The following is a 25,618-nucleotide window of genomic DNA, read 5'->3' on the forward strand; positions in this document are numbered from 1 at the left end:
TATTTATCAGACAAAAACAAGATTCTTTTGCCGGAATTGATTGTTCGGTATTTGTGCCCGGAACAAACACAAACCGCCTTTTTTCCGACCATATCGCTTAAATAATCATCGGAAACCAGACACCTGTCTTTTCCTGAATTCCACTTCAAGCCGTCTTCTTATTTCGACCGCCGATGGTTCCCGGGCCACCACCCTTCCCTGCCGGTCCAGCAGTACATACTCGGGAGAGCGGTCGATGGCGAGGACGTCGGCGATCGGCTGCCACCGGTCCGGCCGAACCTTCAGGTACCGCCAGGGAACCGGCAGGCCACTGGCTGGCCGGGCCGGGGAGGCCGTTTCCGGCTCGACGGCGAGGGTAATGATTTCCAGCCCCTTCGGTTTAAAGACCTCATAGACTTTTTCCAGCTCCCGACGCCCGACCCGGCATGCTTCCAGCCAGGGTTGGCAGAGATCGATCAGAATATATCGGCTTTTGCTTTGGAAGATGCCAGCCGCCAACCCAGGCAGTTCGTCGAGGGCCAAACGGGGAATTTGCCTTCCCGGCTTTTTGGATTCGATCCGGTCCCGAAGGGTTTGGTAGGAAGTTAAACCGGAAAAAGTTGCCAATCGATTCAATAAATCCGCTTCCTGAGCGAAGGAAAGCCAGCCGTAAATCCGCCGGAACAAATACCAGCTGACCGGCGATTCGGGTTCACTTTCAATGGCTTGAAGCACTGCCCGATGGTAAGCCTCCCGCACCGAATCCGCCCGCAACCGCCGGATTTCCAGTTGGGAAGAATCGGTCGTGATAGAGTTCCCCCAGGGTTCCTCTTTGGATTGATACCGCTGAAAGTCGCTCCGGAGCCGCTGCCAGCGCCGGGTCGAGGGAGAATCGGGAAACCGCTTTTCAGGAGTCAGGTCGGGATGAAGCAGAACTGTAGTTCGGGCCTGATCCAGAAACAGCGGGATGTCGTCTCCGGCACCTTCGATCCAGAGATAGGCCGATGCCGGTTCTTCCAGATTGACCTGAAGCAGCACCTCCCCGTTCCGGACCGAGCCGGTATCGATCAGCGGCTGTCGGCCCTCGACCGAAACGACCAGATGCACCTCCCTCCCGTTCCAGGATTCGGGCGTTCGGCACAGAACGGTTTTCAGGCTCTGGGCTTTTCCGTCAAACAGAAACAGGGCCAGAAACACCGTAGCAAGGATGCGAATCGCTGAAAACATAAAGAGAGCGTCGGGGGTCCAACGCTCTCTCAACGAATGATGTGGTCAGGAATTGCCCGGTTAGGCCGGTGGGTTTCAGGCCGCCGACTGATTCTGGTGCTGGAACTCATTCAGGGCTTCCGGGTCGGAATACATGACCTCCCAGATGTGGCCGTCGAGGTCCTGAAATCCGTGATAATACATCCAGCCGTGGTCTTTCTTCTCAACGGGGAGTTCGGCCCCGGCGGCCTCGGCTTTCCGTACCATTTCGTCGACGGCCTCGCGGCTTTCGAGGGTCAGAGCCAGAATCACCTCCGTGGTTTGGGTCGCGTCGCTGATGGCTTTCTTCGTGAATGTCTGGAAGAACTTCTCCACGAGCAGCATGGCGAAGATGTTGTCGCCGATGATCATGCAGGTGGCGTTTTCGTCGGTGAACTGGGGGTTGAACGTAAAGCCGAGTTCGGTGAAGAAAGCGACGGAGCGGTTAAGGTCTTTTACCGGGAGGTTCACAAAAATTTGCGTGGCCATAAAGTAGTTGTTGTTAAGGTTACCTTACAAAGATACCTTCCGGAATCCAGTCCGGGCGGGTGTGATTCCGGCAGAATACGAGGGCAATTGCGGCAGGTTTTTTGATTGCAAAAAAGGGCCGTTTTTACGCATTCCAGGGGCTTTTTTTCGCAGAACCTGAGCAGGTCGGACAAAATATTTCGGTGGCCCGTTCAAAGGGGGCTGCGGGCGGGCCTCACTGATCGCAGAGCCCGTTCTGCCGGGCCGGGTCCACCAGCCGGACGGCGCTTCTCAGCCCTTCGCCGTCGTTGTAGATGGCCCGAAGCAATTGCGGGTCGACGCCCTCCCAGCGGCAGGACGTTCCGCTCTGAATGTCGGTTTCAAGCCCTAACTGCGCCTTGCCGGGCTGGTAGTGAATGGCGTGCTGCCTCATCCCCGGAGGCTGATCGAAGCGGTAAATAACCTTATACTCTCCGCCGGTCGGCAGGGCGTTGGCGGCATAGCGGTCGAGCAGGGTTTTGACGGCCTGCTGTTCGGCTTCGGTGCGGGTGCGGTAATTGCCGATGTTTTCGTAGCCGAAGGGAGCGTAATTTTCCTGAAAAATGCAGCCGTCGAGCAGGAGCAGCCCGAAAAGGGCACTCAGGGCAAATTTTTCCATAAAAGGTGTGGTTTTTTGGGATGATAGTTTCTATAGACTTGGGGTCGCTCTGCGACTGGTTTCAACTACATTTGTTCCTGATTGAAGGTCGCTTTGACCTGATAAAGCCGAAGAATTTTCGACCGGGCAAGTTCAATGTCACCATAAGCCGGATTATGGCTACGGAGAATAATTTTATCGGCATCCATACCATGCCTTTCCACATATTTTACGACGCGAAATTTCGTCGTTACTATCAGATAGACAGAACCATAGGAAAACGGGTCATCCAATGCAACTTCTCTGCACAGGATGATCGCCCCGGACTTAATATATTCGGACATTGAATTACCAAAAAACCGAATTCCGAATTGACAATCATGAATTCCCGGCAGGTAAATATATTCTTTCGCTTCTACTTTTTGCACACCGGATTGATATTGATTTAATAAAGACTCAATCGAGTCAAAAAAAGGAATTCGATTAGCTAAAAATAACCGCTCGAAACGGCTGGTGTTTGATTCTTTAAATGAAAAAGCTTCACCCTTTTCATTTCCTTTCATTTCCTCCAAAAATTGTTCAAAATTCTCCCCATCAATCAACGTGCTAAAAGGGATTTGTAAGGCCCTCGAAATCTTACCGATGCTTTTGGCTGTAAGAGAAATCGTTCCATTTAGCATTTTTGAAAGGCTTTGTTCGGAAAGATTCGCCATTTTTGCCAACTCTCTCCTTTTTAAATCCCGAATGAGCAGAATCTTTTTTATACGGTCCCGTGGCTCCATAAAGCATAGAAAAACAAAACAAACCTTTTCTTTTTTCAAGTTCAGGTGTGAGATAGTTCGTAAAAACTTGTCAGTTTTTGCGAATTTTGACACTTTTTTACGGACTTTTGAAAGCTTCACAAAAGCGTTTATTGAACGCATTAACTTTCAAGTTTATCAATTATAATTGTACACACAAAGTAGTTAAAAAATTAAATGACTTTAACTAAGGAGCAATGCAGTGATTTAAAACAGCGGCTGTATGCCCTGTCGGATTTCGGCGGTGAGAAGAAAGTGGCGGAGCTGGCCGGCGTCACGACGCGGGTGATCCAGAAGGTCAAAACCGGCGGTAACGTACGGGTCGAAACGATGGAAGCTATCCTGAATGCCCTGGTGGCCCTGGAAGCCGAACGCAGCCACCGGCTGGAAAAGCTGGGCCGGATTCTCCCTCCTCATCCCTGAAGCCGCCCCCACTTTTCTCCTTTTTTCTCTCCCGCTTGACGCCGTTGCCCTGCACTCTGCCCTACCTTTTCTACCAACTTCCGGTTGCTCAGCGGCCTGAATGAGAGACCTGTTCCCTTCCTGCCGACGGTAAAAGCCTTCGACCTTCCTGCTCGTTTGTCCTCCCGACGCCTTTTTGTCATCCCGAGGAACGAGGGATCTTTTGGCCGGGGGTTCATAGAGAAAACTCCTTGCCTCGTGAGACCACCCCCCGGCCGGGGGGTGGTCTCCGGATACTGGAGGAAGTTTGTGGCAACTCATCACGCATGACCCAATCTACCAGAGCGCCGAAGCACAGGATCCCTCTTGCGTCGGGATGACAAAACCGGCGGAGGCATCCCAACTAAAAGCCGGAAGACAAACGGCACACAGTGCTGTGCCTCGCAACGGCGACCCGGCCTACCGGGGGCTGGTGGTCAATTAAGGCCCAGCCTCCTTACCGATAATCTCCCAACCAGACAACACGCAGCCTAAGTTTTTCCGGACTTAACAAAAAAGTAATCTTTCCTGATTTGGACCAAATCAACTCACACAACTACTTATTTTTCAATCCATTGCGGCTCTACCGGAATTATTTTGATAAATTTCCCGACACTGGTTATTAACCTTTGTGTCCGATAATTTATTTTAGATCGATTAACTCTATCAACAAACCCTAAACTAGTTCTCCATGAGAAAGCTTCGACTTTTTTCGAGTGCCATTGCCCTGCTCATCGTGATGGTTACCGGATGTAAGGACGTTACGACCGAGGTGGCCGTCAGGCCCACACCCGCCAACCGGGCCGCCCGAATCTCCGCCGACCAGCTCGATAAACTCGCCAGATTGTGGGCCTCCCGCCCGGCCGGTTTCGAACAGCGGCTCCAGGAGGCCGCCGACCGGTTTGCCGCCCAGCATCCCGAATACCGGGGTGTCGTCAAACGGGCGCTTGGCGCGGCCGAAACCGCCTGCGACGCTAATACGCCCGTCAACCAGTGGCTCAGCAGCGAAATTGCCGACTGGCGGGGTACGCCCATCGCTACGTACGTCCTCGGCCTGGATATGCTGAATCTGCCTACTTACGATGCGCTGCTGTTCGAGAACAGCTCGGCCAACCAGACCTTCGGGCCGAACGGTGAGTACACCCAGCGGCTGACCAAGACCTTCAAGGATCTGAAGCGTTTCTGGAACATCGATACCGACGGGATGGTCCTGGCGGCCATGCACGGCCGAATGCTTTCCGATCCTGAGCGCCTGTACCGGACCTACCTGGACGCCTACGGTCTCTCCCCGGCCGATGCCGCCTATTACACCAATTTCGTGCTGTCGGTCGTGCAGACCTTTCCGCAGCTTCGGAACGGCGACCACCCGATCTTCACCTTCAACGCTTTCGCCCTGGAAGGGTTCTTCTTCCCGCCGGTGGGCCAGATTCCGAACAAGATCATCATGGGCGACGGCTTTCTGCAGGGGCTGGATGCCATCGGTTACGGGGACGTAGGTCCGCAGGCGGTGCTGGCGCACGAATTCGGGCATCAAATCCAGTTCCAGCTAAATCTGTTCGGCGATGAAGACACTCCGGAAGCCACTCGCCGGACGGAGCTGATGGCCGACGCCTATTCGGCCTATTACCTCTCCCACGCCCGGGGTGCGTCGATGCAGTGGAAGCGCGTGCAGCAGTTTCTCCAGGTATTCTATAACATCGGCGACTGCTCCTTCACCAGCCCTGACCACCACGGCACCCCGGCCCAGCGCATGGCGGCCGCCCGATGGGCCTACGAACTGGCCGACAACGCCCAGAAGCAGGGCCACATCCTGACTGCTCAGGAGTTTACCGCCAGATTTGAAGCCGCCCTGCCCGGAATCCTGGCGCATTAATTTTAAACTGGTAAAAAAGTGGAGGCTGAGAAACCGAAAATCCGGTTTCTCAGCCTCCACTTTTTTACGAAACAATCCCCCGGAACATAGGGTTGAGCAAATTCTTGAATGATGGAGTTGTTGAATGTAGCGCTGCAAAGCAGAAAATGGCAGCGCTACATTCAACAACTCAACAACTCAACCATTATGATCAAAAAAGGCGCGACGGTACGCTGGAAGTATGGCAAGGGCCATGCGGAAGGCAAAGTGGTGGAGGTGCACCGCGAAGAGGTGGAAAAGACCATCGAAGGCAAGAAGATCAAGCGCAACGGCACCGACGACAACCCGGCGCTGGTCATCGAGCAGGACGACAAACAGGTGGTTCTGAAACTGGAAAGTGAAGTGGAAGAAAAGTAAAACCGCAGATTCGATGAAAGACGAGGAAAAAGACGAGGTGTTCGACGAGTTCCGCGAACTGGTCAACATGACGCCGGCCGAACTGGAAAAGTGGCTGGAAACCGAAGAATCGAAATCCGTGGGCTGGGACAGCGGAGACGGCGAGTCGGTCGGCCACAAATCAGGCGAACGCATCGTAGAAATCCGCCGGAAAAAGCGCTCTGACCTGAGCGAGCCCGACTTCGAGCATATGCGCAAGGTGATCGGTTATATCAAACGCCACCGCGCCCAGCGACCGAAGGAAGTCGAAGGCAGCAACTGGGAGTATTCCCTGAAAAATTGGGGGCACAATCCCGAAAAGTGAAAATTGGGGAGAGGGGCCGGCCCTTCTCCCTTTTTTTATTTTTTACTCCGGGAAGGGCCGGTATTCAGCACTCCGGCGTCATACACGATCTTCCCTCCTACCATCGTCAGCACACTTTCCGTTTGCAACAGCCGCGGGTTCGTCACTTTAAAGATGTTCTGCGGTAATACCGCCAGGTCGGCCCACTTCCCGACCGTCAGCGTCCCTTTGTTTGATTCTTCAAATTCGGCAAAAGCCGCCGTGCGGGTATTAGCGATCACGGCCTGCTCCCGGGTGATGGCTTCGGCCGGCAGGTGCGGAAGCGTACTGACCATCAGGATGTTAAGGTACGGGTTCAGCGGCCCGTCCGATCCGATCGCCAGCGGAATACCGGCTTTCATCAGCGACCCGAAAGCCGCGTTGAAACCGGGTCGGCTGAGGAAGCCGGCGATCAGCAGAACGGCAAAATGCGTCGGATTCTGCACGACTACGATGCCCAGTTTCTTCGCCTTTTATTGATAAACCGGGAAGCGAAGACCGTCGCCGTGCTCGATCCGAACGCGCCGGGGCTTCCAGTCTGAGGTCAGGTGCATGGGCCGCCGGAAACCGGGCAGCAGCCAAAATAGAAGAAGCAGGCGTTTCATGGGAGTAAACGAATGGTTACTTCGCAAACCTAAGGTACCTGAATCACTCAGGAGGTGTACAAATCCGACAAGTCATGGTAGACCCGGATGCTGGTATAAAGCTTCATGGAAAAAAGTCCCTCCTGCCGGATCAGTCCGGAGGGAGTCGTGCCGGAAAATTCCTCGAAACGGCTTTTCGCCGGATTCCGCAGCCGGTATTGCCGAACCAGAAACTGCTCCACCACGGCTACCTTCTGCTCCGGCAGGCCGGGTTCGGCCAGGATGCTGAGGTCGATCCGCCGGGACTGCGGCCCGACGAGGATGCTGAGCGGAATCCGGTTCTCCCGGTTTTAATGACCGACATGGTTTCGCAAGGGACGGCCCGTGTAAAAGGACAGCACCTGTTCAGGAGCCGGGGGAAAAAGTTTCACCACCGGCCGGTCGCCCCCGGTCCGGTCGCGGAAGACCATGATGGCCTGCACATGCGGGCGCAGTTCGGGGACAGCAATATAAAATCGAAGAAACATGTTTTAATTTAGTAAATTTTGAAGTTGCTGAATACCTATAGGAATGATTAGCTTCGCAAGGGCGATCCTTCCGGGATTCCAGGCGACCTGTTACCCTTAATCAGTTGTGCGATGAGCCTTGAGGAAGAAATTGAATTGAATCGGTTCGGGCAGGGGCTGGTCCCGGTCGAGGACCTGCTGCGGCAATACCGTGAAGCGACGGAGGAGGAACAGAGCGGGTTGTACAGCAATGTATCTTTTCACCTCATGGACTTCGACCCTGACGAGGAATCTGTCCGGAAGGCGCTGGAAGAAGCCGGGGTAGCCGAGGACGACCATCTGGCCGAAATGGCCCGGCATGCCTATCTGAAGCGGAAAAAGTTTGTCAAAATGAGTTACCCGGTGGAACCCTCGGACCAGGCTTACCATTTCCTGCTCTGCCTGTTCCGGGCGGATTACCAGCAACGGTTTGCCGCCGAAAACGACCAGTCGAAAAATTGGTGGTTTTGGGACCTTTCCGATCCGAAGGTCATCGACGCCATCCTGACCACCCGCCGGAACCGGGTGGATGCGGTGTACAACGACCCGGGTTATCGGGGCGAGTTCGAAGCGCTTGCCAAACTCCATTACGAGGACAAACGGCGGATGGCGGCTCAGTTCAAGGAACCGGACCCAAAGGCGGTGCCGGTCGACAAGTTTCTGAATTACGACGAACTGCTGACGGAGTCCCTGAAAGTCAATAAGGAAATGGAAAAATTCAACAAGCCGATTTTTGCGTTGAATCAGGCGCTGTATAAAGCCCTCTCCAGACAGCTCGGTCTGGACGAGAAGGAAACCCGGGCTATTATGGCCGAGGTCGTGGACCGGCACATGCGGGAGAAGTACGGGGAAGGCTATTTCGATGTTCCCAAAGAGTAAATGACTGACGTTCAAGATCTTGTCGCTGCAATGCGTGTAAAATACCGTCTGTTCATCATTTTACTCGGCCTGCCGGCTCTCCCGGCGTTCGCCCAGGACCCCTGCCGGCAGGCCATTACGCGCGTAGACGACCCGCGGGAGGGAAAGGTGACCTACTACACGCCGATGATCCGGCCGGTTTATTTCTCGAAGGAGGTCAGAAAAGGCGTTGCGACCTGGTACCTGAGTCTGCGGGCCTTCGGCGACGGGGTGAACAACGGCAAGCGGGGCGCCCTCATCCGGCTCGACAACGGCCGGACCCTTCGCAAACCCGAGGCCGAGATTGGCCTCCGCGACAACGAACTCCGCGACGATTTCGACTATGAATACATCTACACGGCCCACATCCGCCTTACCCCGACTGACCTGGAGTTATTGAAAAAACACCGGATTACCGGATTCAGGCTGTATGTCTACGAACAGAAAGTGTCGGAACGTGAGCAGGCGGAGGGAGTGCGGGTGCTGGGGTGTCTGACTGAGGGGCAGTAGTTTCATTTTAGAGAATAAAGCGATAAAAACTTGTTTATACAAGTAAAAGTATTACCTTACCACCGGCATTTCAAACTACCCTTCGAACACTACGTTCCCTGCTCTACATCTGGAGGATCCAACGTACTGCCCTGTCAGGTAACCTCCTATCCAGAAGATGTTAAAGCCATTTATTTTATTCATCGACCAGAATGAAACGAATCATTTTCCGATTCGGTCCATCATCTCGCAGGTTGTTCCGGAAGTCCGGGTCGAAGCGTATTTCGACTTTCAATCCTTTCTGAACGGGCTGGATCACTTAACCACCTCTCCCAGTCTTTTTGTGCTTGAAATCTCAAGACCCACCAGGGAGTGTCAGCGGTTGATTCAATACCTGAAAGCGGATGCGCTCTGGAAAAAAATACCGATCGTCATATTCTGTGATGAAGCCGATCCCGGTCTCCTGAGAGAGTGCTATGACAGCGGAGCGGCTTCGCTGATTGTAAAAGGGAATGATTGGGGCAAATTAAGTCTTGCCCTGAGGACTACCTTACATTATTGGCTCCACCTTACCCATCTTCCTCATCTGATGTCGGAGGTGCTTCCCGGATTAAGGAAAAGAATCTGACCTCCGGAAGATCCGGAGTCCGGGTATTTATTTTAATGCCGATTCAAATCAGCCATTTCTGCCATTCGTCCTGAAACGTTCAGATCGTGGCCCATCATTTTCCTTATGACTTCCCAAGAGTTGATCAAAAAGATTCAGGCAATTCAGACCAGTGAAGACCTCATCGGAGCCGCTTTAGCCGTAGATACGTTTGCAAAGACGGCCGACGCCATGGAGTTGAAGCCCGTCCTTTACGCCCTGAGCAGAAAAATCAAGGCCTATATCAACTTGTTGGCAGCCATGCAGGTAAATCAACCGACCAGAATGAACTGAATAGTGAGGCTTCTTTTGAACCGGAATACCAACTGCGTCCCTGGGAGGCACTTTTTATTAGAAACAAAGAAAGCCGCTGTAAGACAGCGGCTTTCTTTGTTTCTCTTCGCAGAGGGAGAGGGATTTAACCAATTTCCTCTAGAAAGCTTAATAATGACCATGTTAGCTACTTGAGCTGACTGGGTGCCACCAACTATGCCGACAGACCTGCCCAAAAATAGGGGCTTGGCGCCCCTACTGTTGGTTTCAGTTCAAGGAGAAGATTACTCCTTCTCGCCATAGCGGTCCAACGGTGTCACCCATGGATTTTCCCTCCAACAAATGCTTCTGAAGCTGAATCGTATACCGTTGGGTTTCTAGCATCTCTTTCAATTCATTGATTCTAGACTGCATTTGATCGAATACAATCTGGTCAAACTCCTCTTCGTTCGTTTGCGTGCTCTTCTTTGTACTATTGAACATTTCTCCCTCCCCAGTAGCTAACCATTGAAGGTTTACCTTCGTTGTCTTAGATAAATTTACGAAGATATTTATTCCCGGGTTTTTAGTCTCCTCTTTGAGGATTGCTGACAAGGTAGGGCCGGTTATTCCCGCTACTTCTGCAAATTTTGATGCGGGCCAGCCCAAATGGTCTAGAAGCTGCTTAAGCCTCGAGCCGTAGCCCGTAGATATATCTTGAGCCATCTTTAGAAATATTTAAGATTTTATTAGGAATATCTTGTTTAAAGATAAGATATATCTTTTATTTGCTAAAGATATACACCATCAAATATAGCTATTTCTATATCTGATGCATGTCAGTCGCAAAAATATTTTACAAATTCTATGTAAATGGTATATGGCTGACCCGACAATTCCCCAAAATGCATCACCTTCCTTGTTTGTCGTGACGGTGTATGAACCCGGCCTGAAACTGGTAGAAGCTCCCAGAGACCTTCAGTTTTCAATTGAGTCCCTAATTAGGATGCGGCTGAAGGAAAGGAGGCAGGCCCCAGCTAGAGAACCTTACTCCCAGAGGAAGTTGAAGTCAGGATTGTGCCGGTACGGATGGATCCGGTCGAGGACCATTTTTTGAAAGGGTTCACAGCAGGCATTCACCTGCGGCAGGATCACATTGGCATCTGGTTGCATTTGAAGAAAGTTAGTAGTCGCCTGCTCATGGCCTTTAGGACAGCAAATTCCTAGCAAATCCATCTCGTAAACTTTTTGCGTCAATTGGGCATCCAGGTGCCGGCGAATGTCACCTCCGGTTTGGATTTCGTAACGTATGTTCATAGATCAAGCCTCTGATTTTAATTTACAATATCCAAAATTCCAACGTATATGACACCAAAAAGTGCAATTGTTCGATTAATCGGCCAGCTCCCGGCCGACATTGCCGAACAGAAACGGAAGGCCATCGAGCTGGACCTGATGGAGCTGGGCGAATGGGAACACTACCGGCAATCGGTGCGCAGGCCGGGCTACAACCTCAAGAATACGCATGTGGCCTGCGCCCAGGTACTGAAAAAGCACCTGGGATTAACCGACGAGTTTTTCACCTGCGAGGACGGAGAACGTGAGCAGATGATCGCCGAGGTACTCAAACGGTTCTATGAAAATCATCTGGTGTAAATGTCCGCTTCCATGAACCCACAAACTTCTCACCCAAATGACCTGCCGGAAATCCAGGTGACCGCCCAGGAAGTAAAGGTAAGGTTGAAAGCCGACGGCGTGGCCGTTTTCGCCCTCAAGCGCATTGAACCCGGATCTCCGATGGTCTTCTTTGACATTGCCATTGAGACCATTGAGCTGCGCGAGATGCACGGACTGGTGCACAAGCTGATGCTGGACGTGAATGCTGCCTACGTCAGCGCCGGCCTGGCGGCCCCGTTTCCCGAAGCAGAGCCGTATGCCCGTCACTTTTCCAACGGCCCTCCAGGTAACTCGTAGAAACACGCGTATATACCTTAACGTTTCCTCATTCCTCTGAGGGTTTCTATCTTTTTACAGCTAAAGCATACCTCCATGTCGATTCAACAGATTATCTACTGCTATTTCGAAGGAAAGCCCTACGCAACCTTGGTCAGCTCCCCGTCCTTTCAGCCGGATCCTTCAGAACAAATGATCGCCCTGCTTCAGGCCCGTAACCTGGTCAACGAGCTGATCCGCAAACTCTCTCACCAGGTCGATCCGCTGGTGGCCCAGATCGAGGAAAACCCCGGCCAGATTTCCAATAGCGTCCGGGTTAATCAACTGGGATTTCTGATGACTTTTTTCCAGGCCATCGCCTTGCAGCTGGCCGGCGAAATTCATCAACTGGAGGAAACGGTCCGGTCCCGGCGTCCGCGGCCCGCCATGCCCCTACCCGGATCGGAATCATGATAGCCCCGCTCACATTTTGGCAGGTGAGGCAAGCCTACCGTAGCGATGGCTTCCAAGGCTGGACGCCCCAGCAGCTGCGGGCCGCCTTGACCCTGGTCCAGCACCAGTACCAGATCGTCGCCCGCCAGCGGCCTCAGACCGACCGGGACGGCTACGAGCGGGCGGAGCTGACCGATCTCTCCGAAGTCATCACGCACCGGCTGGCCACCTCCACCGGTATTCACCCCGGATAACTCAATCACCCACCTTTCAATCCCAGGCGTATCAAAGCCCAACTTGTAGCTCCCCAGTGGGGAGAGCCAGGGCCGGGTATGCCCAAACCAACTTTATGATCACTACGAATCGCAACATTCTCGAAGTCCGCAAAGCCAACTTCGCCCAGAGCAGCGCACAACTGGCCGGGCGCCTGGCGGAACTGGCTCTGGAGCCGGCCGACACCGGCCTGATCGAGCGGGCCATCAACGACGCCATCGATCTGATCGAAACCCTGGAGGTGCAGGCGGCCACGCCCAAGCACCTGCACGGCGATACGCACCACTACCACAACCGCCGGGAAATCCAGTCGGAGGTGTACGTGGCCCAGAAAACCGAATACACCGTCAATGGCAGCCAAGTGGAAAACACGCTGTCCATCGAGGTCGGCCAAGACAAGCTCTACCGGCTGAGCATGGATCTGATCATCAGCTCTAACGGCCGGCTGGTGATCCGGCCCATCAGCAAAAAGCTCATTACCGCCGTGGGCGAGATTGCCTTAAACGACGGCGAGGTCAGCCGGCTTCTGGCCTTTTTGAAAACCGACTTCGGCGTATGAAAACCTATAATCCAGCCACCTACAGTCCCAACGGCCGCTCGGAAACCGCCCGGCCCTCCACCAGCGCCTATTCAGCCGTATTATCGGAAGACGATCTGGAAGCCGAATCGATTAAACGCAGGAAGGGCACGGTCTTTCCCCTGGAGGTCTTCCCTGAGTTCTTAAAGCCATTGATTGCCGTGTTAGTCGATAAGATGCAAGGCGAGCGGGCCTTCATCGGCATGTCGATGCTCCAGGCGGCCAGCTCGGCCATCGGCTCGTCGCTCCGGGCCCGCATGGGCGACTGGGAGGTGTGTCTTTCGATGTGGGGCTGCTCGGTGGGCATTTCCTCCTCGGGCAAATCGATGATTCAGGGCGTGCTGCTGAGGCCTCTGAACAAGATCCAGGACGAGTACAATGAAGAGTACTTCGAACAGCTGCGCCAGCGCGAACGCGAGTTTTACCGGTCGCTGGACGAAACGGAATCCGGCCGCAGTAAAGGCCGGGAGATACCGCCGGAGCCGACCCAGAAAGTGGTCATGTTTGAAGACATCACCTTTGAGGCCCTCATCAAGGACGTGCTGCAGCACAACTACAAGGGCGTCACCCGCTACGCCGACGAGCTGCTGAAGTGGATCGACGACATGGACCGCTACAAGACCGGCAAATCGGAGGCCAGCTTCTGGACGGCCAGCTGGTCGCCTTCGGCTTCGTTTACCATGCGCCGGGCGGGCGGCAAGCTAACCTACATTCGCAAGCACCACCTGGTGGCCTCGGTGATGGGTTCAACCCAACCCGATGTGATCTACCGCTTCTACGAGCAGAACCGCCTGCAGACCGGCTTCATCTTCCGCATGCTCTGGGCCTTTGCCGAGACCGACCGGGTCATTTCCCCGGATCTCTCCTACTCGATCCCGGAGGAGCTGCTGGGCGCCTACAACGGCATGATTCAGCGGCTCTACCAGGAGCTGCCCATGCGCTACGCGACCGATGAGCCGCACGTGGCCCGAGTCACCCGGACCGGCATCAACCGGTTTCAGCAGTGGCAGGATCAGCATACGCTGCAAATCAACCGGATGGACAGCCTGACGGATAAAAACGTCAAGGCGGGCATCTTCGGAAAGATCAAGGAATACGGACTACGGTTCGCCCTGATCCTGAAAGTGATGGACATCAGCCGGGACCGGCCTCATCTGAAAGTGGACACCATCGAGGACGAGTACATCTACCGGGCGCTGAAGATCTGCGACTATTTCATGCACTCGGGTTTTGAAGCCTACCAGACCGCCAAGAGCAAGGTCCTGATTCCGCCGGCCGTGCTGGAATTTGCCTCGCTGCTGAAAGGCTTCAACTTCAGCCAGAAGGCGCTGGCCGATCACCTGGGCATCACCAAGCAGTCGGTCAACGAAAAACTCAAGCGCTACCTGGACAAATATCCGGCCGCGTTTCAGGCAAAAAATTCATAGCACCCTGACTTCCTGACCGTTTTTTGTCCAATTTTAAAGCCAAAACACTGATTTTCAACAAATTAACCGGTCAGGGTCGGTCAGGATTTTGCTGTTTACCAGACACATAACTCGTTGATAATCAGTAGGGTCATGTAAGGGTGAGCGCCCTGACCGACCCTGACCGAAAGTCAGGGTCGGTCAGGGTAAAGTACCTGACAGCCCGGTATTGATTATCAGCGAGTTAACCAAAATAAAAACAGGAAAATCCTGACCGACCCTGACTGATCAAACACCTCATTATCAGCATTTTAATTAAAAATTAGGATAAAAACCGGTCAGGAAGTCAGGATACCATTAAAAACAAATTTACAATATGAAGATTCGGAAAGATCAGTATCCTCATAAGGGCAAGTCCGGCGGGCTGGAGAACGGCCTCATCTTCCAATGGTTTTTGGGCGGCCAGCAAGCACCCAAGGGTCAAGGATTTAATCTGGTTAGGTCATTCCATGCCTAGCCTACCCGGAAAAAAGCAGAGCCCTCTATGGCCCCCTGCCTGTTCAACCGATACATCGTGGTGGCTATGAGAAAGAAAGCGAAGCACAATTACCGGCTAAATACGCCCAAGGCCGTGCTCTAGCTGGCAATCCTGTTGGCTGGGGTGGCCACCGGCAAATTTTGGTACCAGATTATTTTAGCTTTCTGAATTAGGAGGTAGTTTTGAGGTCCTTATTTAGGACAGAGATGCTTGAACAGACGCGGCCGATAGAGCCGGGTTTTGTGTTTTTGTGAGTCTGATCAGCTTAAAATTGGGTTGGGACAAAACCTGGGCCCTTTGGGCCAAATTTCTCTATGTAATATGAAAGTAGTATTAATTTTACATATTAAAGTTAATCTCTGCCGCAAGAGCAGGTTTGTTTGCCTTTTAAGCCCTACGATAGATAATCTAAACCTACCCGGCTCCATAGGCTGGGTCTTGTTTTACCTATAATCACTCTTTCGCTCTGGCAGTGTATCCGACATATATTTTGTAAGAGTTATAGGCCTGGCTACTTTGCGCCGCTTCGGCGGTCCAACGGGCTTGGTTTCATCAAAATTTGTCTGGCTATTCTTCTCAATCTCCTTCAATGAGCTTTCGCCAGTCGTTCTGTAGCTGATGCATCGGCTCCAAAAAGGACTGGCCGTCGAAGATTTCTATGGGCAGGTCCATATTCAAACCTTTGTCTTGAAGCTGCACCCGGGTGGGAACAAAACCCCACTGCCTCATGTGATTGACAAATTCGCAGGCCCCTTCGATCGTCTCTGGCCAAACAACCAAATTGGGGCAGTCATACCCTCTCATAAAGCCACTCACTTGTAACAACATAGCCGGTTAAAAAAAACAGTAAAACCAAACTTTAAGGTCTATACGTCAATACGAAACTATGTAAAAAAAAAATCCTGGCAAGGAAGGATTAGCCAGTGGCCCTATTTCCCTGTCCTGGCTTGAGAAATGCGGGAGTAGGAAAGGCCACCCAGTTAAATCGGGAATTGCGACCAGCCTGGTGATGACATGGTTTCTGCTCTTAACAGACTCGAAGAATTCCATTAATTCATCATAGGTACAATAGACAGCCTGTTTACCTTGTGACCAGGCTATCTTGTTTTCCTTCTAAACTGTAGGTTTTCCCGTCTAGCTACCGTGATGCTTTCGCCAACGAATCGAAATTCTAAATGGGTATAAAGGTCTTTAGATATAGACATGACCCAAGCTTTCCCCGCTTTACCCTATTTAATTGGTAAGCCCAATTGCTCACTGGTTAATATAGTGGAATAACTAATCCGGAAGGGATACACCTTATCTGACCTCAAACTCCGGTGATCTTGTGTTTTCGGGGTATTTTTACTAGGAGTAAACTTAGAATCTAAATACCAATCCAACCGAGGTGGGGTATGAAAATCATCATAATACGCAGATCCACTCGGAGCATAAGTGGAAATTAGTCTACGCTTTCTCAAAGTGACAAGCCGTCGGGAATGGCTGTGCTGAAAAATCATCTCAGTTCCTTCCAGCTGTACTCCTTCAATTTTCACCAAAGTGGTCACCTCCAGGCGACTATTCACTAAATCTAATAAACTTTCAATGGTGGGCAATCCTATACTATCACGTGTTAATACAGGAGGATTAGCATGCCAATGAGAATACCGGTACGAAAATTCATTTAGGATAGTTTGCTGTCTATCAGCTACGGTCATATAGACCTTTTGAAAAACAACCCATTTTCCGTTCACACTCCTGAGAATAGAAGTGGATTGAACCTTGGACATAATTTGAGATAGAAATATTAAACCAGGTCTTTTCTCCCAAGATTCGCCTTCTTTTTTATATATTTTAACCATCCAGTAATCCGGGCGAAAGAAATTGTTAATCACCGTGCTAAATACACTATCCACAAACCGGCCTTTTTTAGGCGGGTACTGATCATTAATTTCATTAATCGGATTAATGCGACTACTTTCACTTAGACTTCTATTTTCTGAACTTGTGCCATTCAAAGCCACCGCTTGCTCTTCTGGATGGAGGTATTCGTAAAACTTTTCCCAATCCTTAAGCTGGTAGACCACTTCCCTTAGGTGCTGATTTGGCTGTCGATCATCTACCGTTGCAATCCTTGTTTTTAAAATTGCTTCATATTCCTGATTAGACAGAGGATAAATCAATTCAAAATAAAATTTTACCGGATAAAGAGGATAAAGCGCACTATAGGAATTTTGCAATAGTACTTTTTGCTCTTCCACCAATTTTTGCTGTTGTTCCAGGGACGTCTCCAATCTTAGATTGCTCGCATTGGCTTGACCTAAAAGTTCGCGTTGCGTTACCTCCTGTTTCTCCAGACTTTTAAGCGTCGTGGTTGAAGCTGCCAATAAATTGTTTTGTTGCTCAAGGGCCGCCTGAGAACTCGCAGCTAGAACTTGCTGGGCGGTGTCTTGCTTTTGAAGTTTTTGTAAAGTAACAGTCGAGGCTCCTAATAAGGTCTCCAATCGATCGATCTGAACTCGCTGAGCTGAATCAATCCTGGCTTGTTCGTTTTGCTTTTCAGCTGCTTCTTTCCGCTTGGATATTTCATTACGTTTATCCTCGAAAAACTGGCTCATCAGCCCAATGAGCATGGAAACGATAATTCCGGCAGCTACGATCTTCCCGGCCCCGGTTAGGCGGCCCGTTTCATTTCGGGTCTCATGGTAGGCTCCATACCAACCAAACACGGCGGCGGCTAGGATGGAAAAATACTTGACCAGACGCAGCGCCCAATCCCAGAAGGATTCTCCAAAAAAAGACTCCGGCTCATTCATAACCAATCACGATTAAAGTTTGAAACCCCGTAGTAAATTAAAAAGGCTATGCCTTCTTAATGAATGTCTTAATGGGGGATTTAGAAGGGATGTACTTGGGCAAAAGCTAAGCGTTTCTTTTTACCCTTGGATTAAATTATTCAGCTAGATCACCTATTTTATCTGGCTCAATTATTGATCTTTATAGATACCCAGTAAGGTATATTGGTCTCTTGATGTCCTGTTTTAGAGTCTGTCCATTTTGCTAATTCGCATTTAGCAATCGATCGACTTTCCAAAGCAGTATTCATTGCATCCAGGCGCCGAACTTACGTACCCACGAACTTGACTTATGAACCTCTTGACAGTTCCCGTTAAGGTGTTGCCCTTGGTTGGGAAGTTTCTGTCTACGCATTATTCAACTGACCCGTTCATCATAGCAGCGGATCTGAATCCCTACTCCTCGTTTCTTTGGGCCAGCCTAGAGCGGTATCCCACTAAAAGAGACAAAATCCTGCCGGTCGGGTATGGGGACTATACGGTGGAGCTGACGCTGGGTATATCGCCCCGGATGGCCCGCCATAGTTTCGGTAAGTATCTGGCTCCCTCTAAAATAACCGCCTTTAACCGTTTTGTCAAGCAATGCTTTATGGAACGGTTAGTCCGGGAAGTTTATCTGCTGGAGGGCCATGGCTACTACGCCAACGACGCCATCCGCAATTTTCTCGATCGCTACGACCTTCTCGAATCCGAACTGGCCCTGGACTCCGCCATTCGCTACTACCATCGCCACCGGCCCAAAGACAACTTTCCCTTCAAAGTCCGGCGCCGGCCGGCCTCAAAAGTCCTTCCTATTCTGGAGAATACTTCTTTGGACGGACCAAAACTGGTCGCCTGATGTCCTGTTTTCTGGCCGCCGGCTGCCGTAATCTTGCGGCATGAGTCTGGATCGATCTGGAAAGTGGAATCCCGGTGGGGGCAGCTGGCTCGAAGTCGTGCCGGCAGTGGCCATTCAAGAGTATGCACGATCAACTGTCGCAGCCGCCCCCACCGTGACGCTCCGCTCGGGCTGGACCTGGAAACGCATCTACTGCACCCAGGGCACGCTCCAGTACCGGGATCAAACCAAAGAGACTGAGAACGGCTATCTTCATGAGCTGGAGATCCGGGGTTTTGCTCCGGATGATTCCGCCGGCAAGGCCATGCTCATCGACGAGCTGCTGCAGTACCGCCGGTTCTTGGTGCGCTTCCGGGATAATGCCGAATTGACCCGTCTGGCCGGCACGCCCGTCGAAAGTCTTTTAATGGAGATGGAGCTGGGCACCGACTCCGAAGTACCTGGCCAACGTGGCTATCAACTCAATTTTACCGGCACCCTGACCGCACCGGCCGCTTATGAATAACCGCCATTCCATTGCAATTTCCGAACTGACCTCCGGTCCCTGGCTGATTGATGCCCACGCCGGCCATTTGGCGTTTCAGACGCTGATGGAACATGGGGCCCCGGTGGACAGTGTGGTCCGGCCGGCCGAACGGAAAATGGGATTTATACCCCTGGTGGGGCTGGACCTTCCGGATCTCACCAACCAGGTGTACCTGGCACTGGGCGAGGTCCCTACGCAGGCCGGCGTGCTGGTGATCGAATACGATGGGCTGCTTTACAACTACTCTTCCCGCTGGATCGAAGCCGAGCTCCGCTGGGCAGACCGTACGCCGGAGATCCTCGGGGTGGTTTTGAAAGTTTCCGGTCCGGGCGGGCTGGAGCACGCGGCCTACCGGGTCAGCGATGCCGTAGCCGAACTGAAAAAGCCGGTGGTCATGTACTGTGACCATGGTTTGCTGGGCAGCTCCTGGTACCTGGTAGCCTGCCACTGCGACCAGATCGTGGCCAGCCGTCCGACCGATGAGATCGGGTCGATCGGTGTGTACTGCACCTTTCAGGACTGGTCGGCCGGCTATAAAAAATCCGGGGTGGTCGTCGAGGATATCTACGCCGAGCAATCCACAGAGAAAAATTTAGAGTACCGCAGGGCCAAAGACGGCGATTTTCAGCCCATGAAGGCGCTGATGACCCAGAAGGCCGAACGGTTCATTGAAGACGTAAAAAGCCGCCGTCCGGGCGTCAAAGCGACCAAAGCCGGTGATCCTTTCAAGGGGGGTCTCTTTACCGCCGACGTCGCCCTGGAGCTGGGCCTGGTTGACCAGGTCGGCACCCTGAGCGAAGCCTACGCGACTGTATTGACCCTGATGGTCGAATCTTCCCACGCACAAACCAATCCCGATACCATGTTTGGATACATGAAACTGGCGGCACTGCTGGCCGTCAAAGGGCTGACTGCCGAGCAGATCACCCAGGAACAAATCGATGCCATCAACGCCGAGCTGACGGCCAACGGCATTCAAGGACTGGCCCTCGTCAGTCAGGCTCAGTTTGCCTCCGCCGTTGAATCCGCGAATGGATCCACCGGCCTGCAGTCGCAGCTGATGGCCCAGACGACGCAACTGGCCACGATCACCGCCGAACGGGACACGCTGAAAACGCAGGTGGCCTCTTTGGAAGCGAAAGTGACCGAGCTGGGCGGTGCCCCGGGCGCCGATCCGACCAACCCCAACAAAACCGTAACTGAAACTCCGGTAGGCGAAATGACGGCCGATAAATTGATTGCCAGCCTGCCCCACAACCAGGAGTTTGCGAACCTGCCCTACCTGAAATAACCGCAACGGCGGACCGTCGCAGCCGCGGACGGCCGCAGTGGCGACGGCCGCGTGGGCGGTCCCACCGCCGTTGCGAGACCACCGCAGCCGCGGACGGCCGCAGTGGCGAACCCCCTACCCTGAATTTTAAGCAACCCTATTTCAAAACACTAATGAACGTAGCTGACATTATCACCGAGTACGGTGCCTACTACCAGGATCGGGGCCAGAACCTGGCCAGCCTGTACCAGGTCGCCCGGCAACCGTTCGTCTCCGAAGCTGCCTTTACCCCGGTGGTCACGGACGAAACGATCTGGACAGCGGCCAAATCCACGTTCACCCGCATCGTTCAACCGTTCCAGAAGGCTTTCACACCGACGGGTACGTTAAAATTCAGCCCGGTGAGCATTCAGATGTTCCACCTGAAGGCCGATACGGAAGAGTATCCGGATGACCTGGAGGCTACCTACCTGGGCTTCCTCTCCAGCGCCGATCTGCGCCGGGCCGACTGGCCGTTTATCCGCTATTACCTGGAGAAAGAGTTCTTCCCCCAGATCCAGCAGGATATGGAGCTGAACGAAATCTTCAAAGGGGTATACGCTGCCCCGACCCCGGGAACGCCCGGCCTGGTGTCGACTTCCATGAATGGTCTGAAAAAGACCATTGGTGACCACATCACCGCTGGCCGGATCACCCCCATCACCATGGGCGCGATCCCGACCTCAGACGCTGATTTCGTCACCTACCTGGAGGACTTCGGCGATCTGATCGACAAGAAGTACTGGAACGGCGCCATGCAGATCAGTATGTCTCAGGATCTGGAGCGCAAATACCAGCGCGGTCTCCTGGAGAAATACGGCAAAAACACCGTGGGCAACGAGCAGAACCTGACGGTGAAGTTCACCAACCTGACGGTGAAAGGTCTGTCCAGCCACAACGGCTCGAGCCGGATCTGGACCACGCCGAAGGCCAACGCCGTCGTGCTGAAGAAAAAGACCCAGAACACGAAGCTGGTTGACATCCAGTCCGTCGATCGCCAGGTAAAATTCCTGACCGACTTCTGGTACGGTGTCGGCTTCATTCTGCCAGAGATCGTTTTCTGCAACGACCAGGTTTAAGGTTCCCTTCGATCAAACAACCTCTGACCCATAGCAATATAGCTCGGCAACTCCTCCAGTTGCCGGGCTGCTTAGAGCCCATGGCAAACGAAACGAAAGCCGCTGAAGTGACTGTTGAGTCCCTCCAGCAAGAACTCGCCAATAAAAGCGCCGAACTGGCCGAAGCCCAGCAAATCATCGACGGTCAGGCCCAGACCATTGCCGAGCAGCAGGAGCTGCTGGACAAACTGCAGGCCAGCCCCTCGAAGGTGCCCACCTTCACGCTCGGCAAAAAGATCTACGAAGTCCATGCCCCTTCTTTCCAGGTGGGCAAGGAGACCTACACGGTCGAAGCGCTGCTGAAGGATAGGACGCTCCAGAAGGAACTGGTGCAAAAAGGCGTCGGATTTATCAACGAAAAAGTCGAAGAATAACATGGGAGGCACCTACAGCTCCATTAAAGCACTGCCGGCGGTCAACCGCATGGGTGGTACGCAGCAGAAAATCTTCCTGGCCCCTTATGACGACTTCACGACGCTGCAGAAGCCGGATTCGGCCGCTACCAATGTCGCTGATCGGTATAAGATCGCCACGGCGCACGTATTAGGTACGGGCAAAGGCTTCATTGAAGTCTATGTGACGAAGGACACCGGCGAGCTGACGATGGAAACCATCGGCGGGCCGGACCGCAACTCGTTCCTAGCGAAGGGTAAGTTCTACCACCCAGGGGAAGCCGACGAGATCGTGGCCTTCCAGAACCAGGCCAAGAACGACCGTTTCATTCTGCTGGTCCCCCTTCCGGGAACCAATGAGCTGATCCAGGTCGGCAGCGAACAGTTCCAGGTGCAGATCAAACCGTCCTACGCCACGACCACCAACGGGGGCGACGGCCGGGGTACGATGTTCGAATACGAATGTTACTGCCCGGATCTGATCAAGTATACGGCGGCTACCATTCCGATGAAACCTGCCTCGTAATGGCCCGCAAACCCCAATCCCCCGAAAGCCAGCCGCCTGGGGCTGGCTTTCGTCTTACCGGGCTGGATCCGGAGACCGAAGTGGTCTATGTGCCGCTGACCGGCCGATCCTATGTCCTCAGCGACCTGACGGCCGATGAAGCCCAGCAGTTGATAGCGCTGAAATGGCCTCACATCGAAGTCGTGGAATCGGTCGCCTGATGTCCTGTTTTTTAGTGACGGCCCGTCCCATTTTTGCAGTCTACCGCTTGAGCGGTTCCAGCAGGGTGGGTAACGATCGTCTAACGTTTATCCTCGAATAGCGGCCGGCCACACTCGGACCGCTATTTTTTTATAACAACCTAGATAGTTAACCCCCTGATGTATGCTCGAGGAAAACGTGCGCACGTGGCTCCAGCAGCCCCAGGATTATTCGGCAGGTCTGGCGCTGGTCAGGCAGGCCGGAATTCTGTCTTTCTTCACCCTCCGCTTACTGGAGCGGGGAGCGGATGCTTATACCCGAAGCCGGCTGCAGCAGGAGCTGACCGCCTGGCTGGTCGGCCGTCCGGCCTCCACTCCAGTAGGAAAGGTTACAGTGGCCCTGCCGGCCACGGAGGACCTGCTCCGTCCCCTGGAGGCAGAGTCCTATCAGCTGATGGACGAGCGCTCCGAACTGAAGGCCCACCTGAGGGCCACCCAGGAGGATGATACAGCGCTGGAAGCCCGCCGGCTGTGGGCTTACCGAATCTTGGCCATCACCCGCCAATTGGATGAGCTTTACAGCCGGATGGATTTCGCCCGGGAACACGGCTACCTGCCTCTGGAGAACGACGAGGAAGAAGTAAGTGAGACCCAGCAGCTGCTGAATCTGAGAACCTACATCAGCCGCTACCAGGGCAAGCTCCGCCGGCCGGGCCTGTCGCCCGATCAACAGCAGAAGTACCAAGCCCTGCTGGACCAGTACCGGGCGGAAAAGCAGCGGCTCGAGCGAAAGCTCACCCATCCCCTTTTGATTTAATTTCTTATGAAATCGGAATCCGAACGTTTTCAGGAGGCTTTTGACCATATCATGCGGTGGTACCGCTCGGACGGTCAGAAGCCTCTTTCTCCTCCTCTGGAGGCCCGTCGCCTGCGCTGGGTAGCCGCCCGCGAATACATCGTACTCTACAAGCCGCTCACCGACTCGGAAATCGTCAAATACCTGGCCAAAACCTACGGCATTTCCGAGCCGCAGGCCTGGCGCGATGTTCGCGACACGAAGCGGTTTTTTGCGACCATGGAAGCCGTCGACAAGGAGTTTGACAAGATCATGCTCATCGCCCAGATCAAAGACCTCCGCACGAAAGCCATCCTGCTCGAAGATTATAAAACGGCGGCTAAATGCGACGAGAACCTGATCAAACTGGGCCATTTCGACCAGCCCGGGGAAGGTGGCCCCGCCGGCAAAACCATTGTCCTGAGCATTGACTTCAACCCGGCCCGAATCGGCGCCAAACCGATCCCCAACCTTCAGCAGATGGTGGAAAAATTCATTGGCGAGCGGGCCAGGCGGGAATTGATGATCGATGATACCGATTTCGAGGCCGTATCATGAGCAATTTGATTAAGCTACCCTCCTCCTCGCTGCTTCCACCGGCGGAAGCCTTCCAGGGGGAGGCCGAAACCGATCACCGGGAGCTGCACTTTAACTACATCCAGCTGCTGTGCCTTCTCATCGGCGCCCAGCACCTGAAAGCCGTCGCCGGCCGCGGTACCGGTAAGTCTGAGGGCATCCTGGCGCCCCGGGTGCACACCCTGGTCGAGAAAATGCCCCGCTCCTCTCTGGTGGTGGTCGGCACAACCTACATTCAGCTTCTGGACCGAACGCTACCAGCACTCTGGAACGGCCTGCACAAGCTGGGCTACGAGCGGGACGTCGACTATTGGGTCCGGCGTTTTCCGGATAAAAAACTCAAGCTGGAGCTGCCCTACAACTGCCCGCTGGATCCCCAGCATGCCATCTTCATCCGAAACGGCAATACGGTGACCGCCCTTCGCCTTGTGGGTCAGGACCGGCCCGGTACCGCCAACGGTCTTTCGGTCAATGCCATCCTGGGCGATGAGGCCAAATTCCTCAATAAAGAAAAGCTGGATTCCGAGGTCATGGCCATCAACCGGGGCGATAATGAACGCTTTGGCGAGATCGCTGAGCACCACTCGACGACGTTTACTACGGATATGCCCACCAGCCGGGATGCCCGGTGGATTCTGGAAGATGAAACCGAATGCCTGAAACCGCATCACCAGAAGGCCATCCGGCTGATCCTGGCCGTCCAGCTCCAGATCTACACCGAAAAGCAGAAGCTGCAGCGCCGGCCAGGCAATCAGTCGGCCATCGCCCGGATCCGTCAATACGAACGGATGCTCAACGAACTGAGAAAGGGCTTGGTACATTTTGCCGAGGCCTCCTCTTTTGCCAACGTGCACGCCCTGGGTCTGCAGTACTTCAGGCAGCTCTACCGGACGCTCAACCCGGCTACCTGGAACGCCAACGTCCTCAACAACCGGGTGCGGGGGGTAAAAAACGGCTTCTACCCTCACCTCCAGGGCACTAAGCACTACTACGACAGCATCGACTATGCCTATGTGGATAGCGTTGATTTTGGCGTGAAGGGCTTCAATGACTGCCGGAAGGATGGCGATATAGACCCTAATCAACCCCTGACGATCGGGATGGACTATGGCTCCTCGTTCAACTGTATGGTGGTAGGCCAGCGAGTTGGGAATGAGGTGCGGTACCAGAAGATCTTTTATGCCGATGGTAACTATAAGATCCATCACGTGGTCCGCCAGTTTACCACCTACTACCGCTACTTCTACCGGAAGGAAGTGACCTACGTTTACAACCATACGGCGATCGGTACCGATGGGAAGAGCGATATTACCTATGCCAGTGAGGTGATCGATACCCTGGAGAAGGAAGGCTGGAGCGTGCGCCAGGTGTATACCGGGCAGACCGAATCGCACATGTCCCGGTACCTGGCCTGGAACATCGCCCTGTCGGAAGAGGATGACCGCTTCCCCCGCCAGCGCTTCAACCGGGAGAACACCCGGGTGCTGGTCGACGCCATGCATGATGCCGGCACCAAGGAAGGCAGTAAGGGCTTCCGGAAGGATAAGAATGCCGAGCGGGATCCGGACGTCGACCAGAGTACGACGACCCACCTGACCGATGCTGCCGATGAGGTGTTCTACTACCTAACCATTACTGAGCTAGGCATCGAGGATCTGTTGCCTTTGGCATTCAGTCAATAAGTATTTTACAT

36 protein-coding genes are annotated in these 25,618 nt (G+C 53.4%); 24 read left to right on the forward strand and 12 right to left on the reverse strand.

Annotated features, from left to right (window positions below; genetic code table 11):
- Positions 1-105: 105 nt before the first annotated feature.
- The 4 genes from DX909_RS05205 to DX909_RS05220 form a co-directional block, all read right to left on the reverse strand.
- Positions 106-1,206, reverse strand: coding sequence for a TlpA family protein disulfide reductase (locus DX909_RS05205; RefSeq protein ID WP_128544046.1), 1,101 nt, complete (start codon positions 1,204-1,206; stop codon positions 106-108).
- 75 nt (positions 1,207-1,281) lie between these two features.
- A complete protein-coding gene (locus DX909_RS05210; RefSeq protein WP_128544047.1) occupies positions 1,282-1,713 on the reverse strand; it encodes a VOC family protein in 432 nt (143 codons plus the stop codon).
- 214 nt (positions 1,714-1,927) lie between these two features.
- Positions 1,928-2,350 carry a hypothetical protein gene (locus tag DX909_RS05215; protein WP_128544048.1) on the reverse strand — a complete coding sequence of 141 codons (423 nt, stop codon included), beginning with the start codon at positions 2,348-2,350 and terminating at the stop codon, positions 1,928-1,930.
- A 65-nt stretch (positions 2,351-2,415) separates the two neighbouring features.
- The gene (locus tag DX909_RS05220) at positions 2,416-3,150 is read right to left on the reverse strand and encodes an XRE family transcriptional regulator (protein ID WP_164851195.1); all 735 of its coding nucleotides are present in this window, start codon (positions 3,148-3,150) and stop codon (positions 2,416-2,418) included.
- A gap of 156 nt (positions 3,151-3,306) precedes the next feature.
- Here DX909_RS05220 and DX909_RS05225 point away from each other — a divergent pair, with 156 nt between their 5' ends.
- From DX909_RS05225 to DX909_RS05240, 4 genes are all read left to right on the forward strand, one after another.
- Positions 3,307-3,552 carry a hypothetical protein gene (locus DX909_RS05225; RefSeq protein WP_128544050.1) on the forward strand — a complete coding sequence of 82 codons (246 nt, stop codon included), beginning with the start codon at positions 3,307-3,309 and terminating at the stop codon, positions 3,550-3,552.
- A gap of 709 nt (positions 3,553-4,261) precedes the next feature.
- Entirely contained in the window at positions 4,262-5,443 is a 1,182-nt protein-coding gene (locus DX909_RS05230) for a neutral zinc metallopeptidase (RefSeq protein ID WP_128544051.1), read from the forward strand.
- A 186-nt stretch (positions 5,444-5,629) separates the two neighbouring features.
- Positions 5,630-5,839 carry a hypervirulence associated TUDOR domain-containing protein gene (locus DX909_RS05235; RefSeq protein ID WP_206512963.1) on the forward strand — a complete coding sequence of 70 codons (210 nt, stop codon included), beginning with the start codon at positions 5,630-5,632 and terminating at the stop codon, positions 5,837-5,839.
- A gap of 13 nt (positions 5,840-5,852) precedes the next feature.
- The gene (locus DX909_RS05240; RefSeq protein ID WP_128544052.1) at positions 5,853-6,182 is read left to right on the forward strand and encodes a DUF3140 domain-containing protein; all 330 of its coding nucleotides are present in this window, start codon (positions 5,853-5,855) and stop codon (positions 6,180-6,182) included.
- 35 nt (positions 6,183-6,217) lie between these two features.
- Here the strand turns inward: DX909_RS05240 and DX909_RS05245 are convergent, their stop codons facing one another.
- The 4 genes from DX909_RS05245 to DX909_RS29445 all read right to left on the reverse strand — a co-directional run bounded on the left by DX909_RS05245 (position 6,218) and on the right by DX909_RS29445 (position 7,311).
- Complete coding sequence (locus tag DX909_RS05245; protein ID WP_128544053.1) at positions 6,218-6,646, reverse strand: amidohydrolase family protein; 429 nt, start codon at positions 6,644-6,646, stop codon at positions 6,218-6,220.
- A gap of 27 nt (positions 6,647-6,673) precedes the next feature.
- Complete coding sequence (locus DX909_RS29980; RefSeq protein ID WP_262707502.1) at positions 6,674-6,805, reverse strand: hypothetical protein; 132 nt, start codon at positions 6,803-6,805, stop codon at positions 6,674-6,676.
- Positions 6,806-6,852: 47 nt separating this feature from the next.
- The gene (locus DX909_RS29440) at positions 6,853-7,029 is read right to left on the reverse strand and encodes a hypothetical protein (protein WP_164851196.1); all 177 of its coding nucleotides are present in this window, start codon (positions 7,027-7,029) and stop codon (positions 6,853-6,855) included.
- 105 nt (positions 7,030-7,134) lie between these two features.
- Positions 7,135-7,311, reverse strand: a complete 177-nt coding sequence (locus tag DX909_RS29445) for a hypothetical protein (protein WP_164851197.1) — start codon at positions 7,309-7,311, stop codon at positions 7,135-7,137.
- Between the two features lie 111 nt (positions 7,312-7,422).
- On the opposite strand from DX909_RS29445, the gene DX909_RS05250 reads away from it, so the two are divergent.
- The 4 genes from DX909_RS05250 to DX909_RS05265 all read left to right on the forward strand — a co-directional run bounded on the left by DX909_RS05250 (position 7,423) and on the right by DX909_RS05265 (position 9,655).
- Complete coding sequence (locus DX909_RS05250) at positions 7,423-8,208, forward strand: DUF5958 family protein (RefSeq protein ID WP_128544054.1); 786 nt, start codon at positions 7,423-7,425, stop codon at positions 8,206-8,208.
- 30 nt (positions 8,209-8,238) lie between these two features.
- Positions 8,239-8,736, forward strand: coding sequence for a hypothetical protein (locus tag DX909_RS05255; protein ID WP_128544055.1), 498 nt, complete (start codon positions 8,239-8,241; stop codon positions 8,734-8,736).
- A 157-nt stretch (positions 8,737-8,893) separates the two neighbouring features.
- A complete protein-coding gene (locus DX909_RS05260) occupies positions 8,894-9,343 on the forward strand; it encodes a response regulator (RefSeq protein ID WP_128544056.1) in 450 nt (149 codons plus the stop codon).
- Positions 9,344-9,448: 105 nt separating this feature from the next.
- Positions 9,449-9,655 (forward strand): hypothetical protein, encoded by a 207-nt coding sequence (locus DX909_RS05265; RefSeq protein WP_128544057.1) that lies wholly within the window; start codon positions 9,449-9,451, stop codon positions 9,653-9,655.
- A 246-nt stretch (positions 9,656-9,901) separates the two neighbouring features.
- On the opposite strand, the gene DX909_RS05270 is transcribed toward DX909_RS05265, so the two are convergent.
- On the reverse strand, positions 9,902-10,339 hold the full coding sequence (locus DX909_RS05270; protein WP_128544058.1) for a helix-turn-helix domain-containing protein: 438 nt from the start codon (positions 10,337-10,339) through the stop codon (positions 9,902-9,904).
- 321 nt (positions 10,340-10,660) lie between these two features.
- Entirely contained in the window at positions 10,661-10,930 is a 270-nt protein-coding gene (locus tag DX909_RS05275; protein ID WP_128544059.1) for a hypothetical protein, read from the reverse strand.
- A gap of 48 nt (positions 10,931-10,978) precedes the next feature.
- Here DX909_RS05275 and DX909_RS05280 point away from each other — a divergent pair, with 48 nt between their 5' ends.
- From DX909_RS05280 to DX909_RS05305, 6 genes are all read left to right on the forward strand, one after another.
- Positions 10,979-11,269, forward strand: coding sequence for a hypothetical protein (locus DX909_RS05280; protein ID WP_128544060.1), 291 nt, complete (start codon positions 10,979-10,981; stop codon positions 11,267-11,269).
- A 12-nt stretch (positions 11,270-11,281) separates the two neighbouring features.
- Positions 11,282-11,587 (forward strand): hypothetical protein, encoded by a 306-nt coding sequence (locus DX909_RS05285; protein ID WP_128544061.1) that lies wholly within the window; start codon positions 11,282-11,284, stop codon positions 11,585-11,587.
- 75 nt (positions 11,588-11,662) lie between these two features.
- Positions 11,663-12,019 (forward strand): hypothetical protein, encoded by a 357-nt coding sequence (locus tag DX909_RS05290; protein WP_128544062.1) that lies wholly within the window; start codon positions 11,663-11,665, stop codon positions 12,017-12,019.
- A gap of 23 nt (positions 12,020-12,042) precedes the next feature.
- Complete coding sequence (locus DX909_RS05295) at positions 12,043-12,252, forward strand: hypothetical protein (protein WP_128544063.1); 210 nt, start codon at positions 12,043-12,045, stop codon at positions 12,250-12,252.
- Between the two features lie 95 nt (positions 12,253-12,347).
- On the forward strand, positions 12,348-12,830 hold the full coding sequence (locus DX909_RS05300; RefSeq protein ID WP_128544064.1) for a hypothetical protein: 483 nt from the start codon (positions 12,348-12,350) through the stop codon (positions 12,828-12,830).
- Positions 12,827-14,275 (forward strand): DUF3987 domain-containing protein, encoded by a 1,449-nt coding sequence (locus DX909_RS05305; protein ID WP_128544065.1) that lies wholly within the window; start codon positions 12,827-12,829, stop codon positions 14,273-14,275. The genes DX909_RS05300 and DX909_RS05305 overlap by 4 nt, the downstream gene beginning before the upstream one ends.
- A gap of 1,093 nt (positions 14,276-15,368) precedes the next feature.
- On the opposite strand, the gene DX909_RS05310 is transcribed toward DX909_RS05305, so the two are convergent.
- Together DX909_RS05310 and DX909_RS05315 are read right to left on the reverse strand one after the other, a co-directional pair.
- On the reverse strand, positions 15,369-15,620 hold the full coding sequence (locus DX909_RS05310; RefSeq protein WP_128544066.1) for a hypothetical protein: 252 nt from the start codon (positions 15,618-15,620) through the stop codon (positions 15,369-15,371).
- 401 nt (positions 15,621-16,021) lie between these two features.
- Complete coding sequence (locus DX909_RS05315) at positions 16,022-17,587, reverse strand: hypothetical protein (protein WP_128544067.1); 1,566 nt, start codon at positions 17,585-17,587, stop codon at positions 16,022-16,024.
- 628 nt (positions 17,588-18,215) lie between these two features.
- Here DX909_RS05315 and DX909_RS05320 point away from each other — a divergent pair.
- The 10 genes from DX909_RS05320 (at position 18,216) to DX909_RS05365 (ending at position 25,607) form a co-directional block, all read left to right on the forward strand.
- Positions 18,216-18,464 carry a hypothetical protein gene (locus DX909_RS05320; protein ID WP_128544068.1) on the forward strand — a complete coding sequence of 83 codons (249 nt, stop codon included), beginning with the start codon at positions 18,216-18,218 and terminating at the stop codon, positions 18,462-18,464.
- A 40-nt stretch (positions 18,465-18,504) separates the two neighbouring features.
- On the forward strand, positions 18,505-18,969 hold the full coding sequence (locus DX909_RS05325) for a hypothetical protein (protein WP_128544069.1): 465 nt from the start codon (positions 18,505-18,507) through the stop codon (positions 18,967-18,969).
- The gene (locus DX909_RS05330) at positions 18,962-20,281 is read left to right on the forward strand and encodes a S49 family peptidase (protein ID WP_128544070.1); all 1,320 of its coding nucleotides are present in this window, start codon (positions 18,962-18,964) and stop codon (positions 20,279-20,281) included. The genes DX909_RS05325 and DX909_RS05330 overlap by 8 nt, the downstream gene beginning before the upstream one ends.
- A 152-nt stretch (positions 20,282-20,433) precedes the next feature.
- Complete coding sequence (locus tag DX909_RS05335) at positions 20,434-21,378, forward strand: hypothetical protein (RefSeq protein ID WP_128544071.1); 945 nt, start codon at positions 20,434-20,436, stop codon at positions 21,376-21,378.
- Between the two features lie 80 nt (positions 21,379-21,458).
- Positions 21,459-21,791, forward strand: coding sequence for a hypothetical protein (locus tag DX909_RS05340; RefSeq protein ID WP_128544072.1), 333 nt, complete (start codon positions 21,459-21,461; stop codon positions 21,789-21,791).
- 1 nt (position 21,792) lies between these two features.
- A complete protein-coding gene (locus DX909_RS05345; protein ID WP_128544073.1) occupies positions 21,793-22,335 on the forward strand; it encodes a hypothetical protein in 543 nt (180 codons plus the stop codon).
- Complete coding sequence (locus DX909_RS05350; RefSeq protein ID WP_128544074.1) at positions 22,335-22,535, forward strand: hypothetical protein; 201 nt, start codon at positions 22,335-22,337, stop codon at positions 22,533-22,535. The genes DX909_RS05345 and DX909_RS05350 overlap by 1 nt, the downstream gene beginning before the upstream one ends.
- A gap of 163 nt (positions 22,536-22,698) precedes the next feature.
- Complete coding sequence (locus DX909_RS05355) at positions 22,699-23,331, forward strand: hypothetical protein (protein ID WP_128544075.1); 633 nt, start codon at positions 22,699-22,701, stop codon at positions 23,329-23,331.
- 6 nt (positions 23,332-23,337) lie between these two features.
- Positions 23,338-23,907 (forward strand): hypothetical protein, encoded by a 570-nt coding sequence (locus tag DX909_RS05360; protein ID WP_128544076.1) that lies wholly within the window; start codon positions 23,338-23,340, stop codon positions 23,905-23,907.
- The gene (locus DX909_RS05365) at positions 23,904-25,607 is read left to right on the forward strand and encodes a hypothetical protein (protein ID WP_128544077.1); all 1,704 of its coding nucleotides are present in this window, start codon (positions 23,904-23,906) and stop codon (positions 25,605-25,607) included. The genes DX909_RS05360 and DX909_RS05365 overlap by 4 nt, the downstream gene beginning before the upstream one ends.
- The last annotated feature ends 11 nt before the right edge of the window (positions 25,608-25,618 follow it).

Source organism: Larkinella soli (genome assembly GCF_003703975.1).
GTDB classification, from domain to species: Bacteria; Bacteroidota; Bacteroidia; order Cytophagales; family Spirosomataceae; genus Larkinella; species Larkinella soli.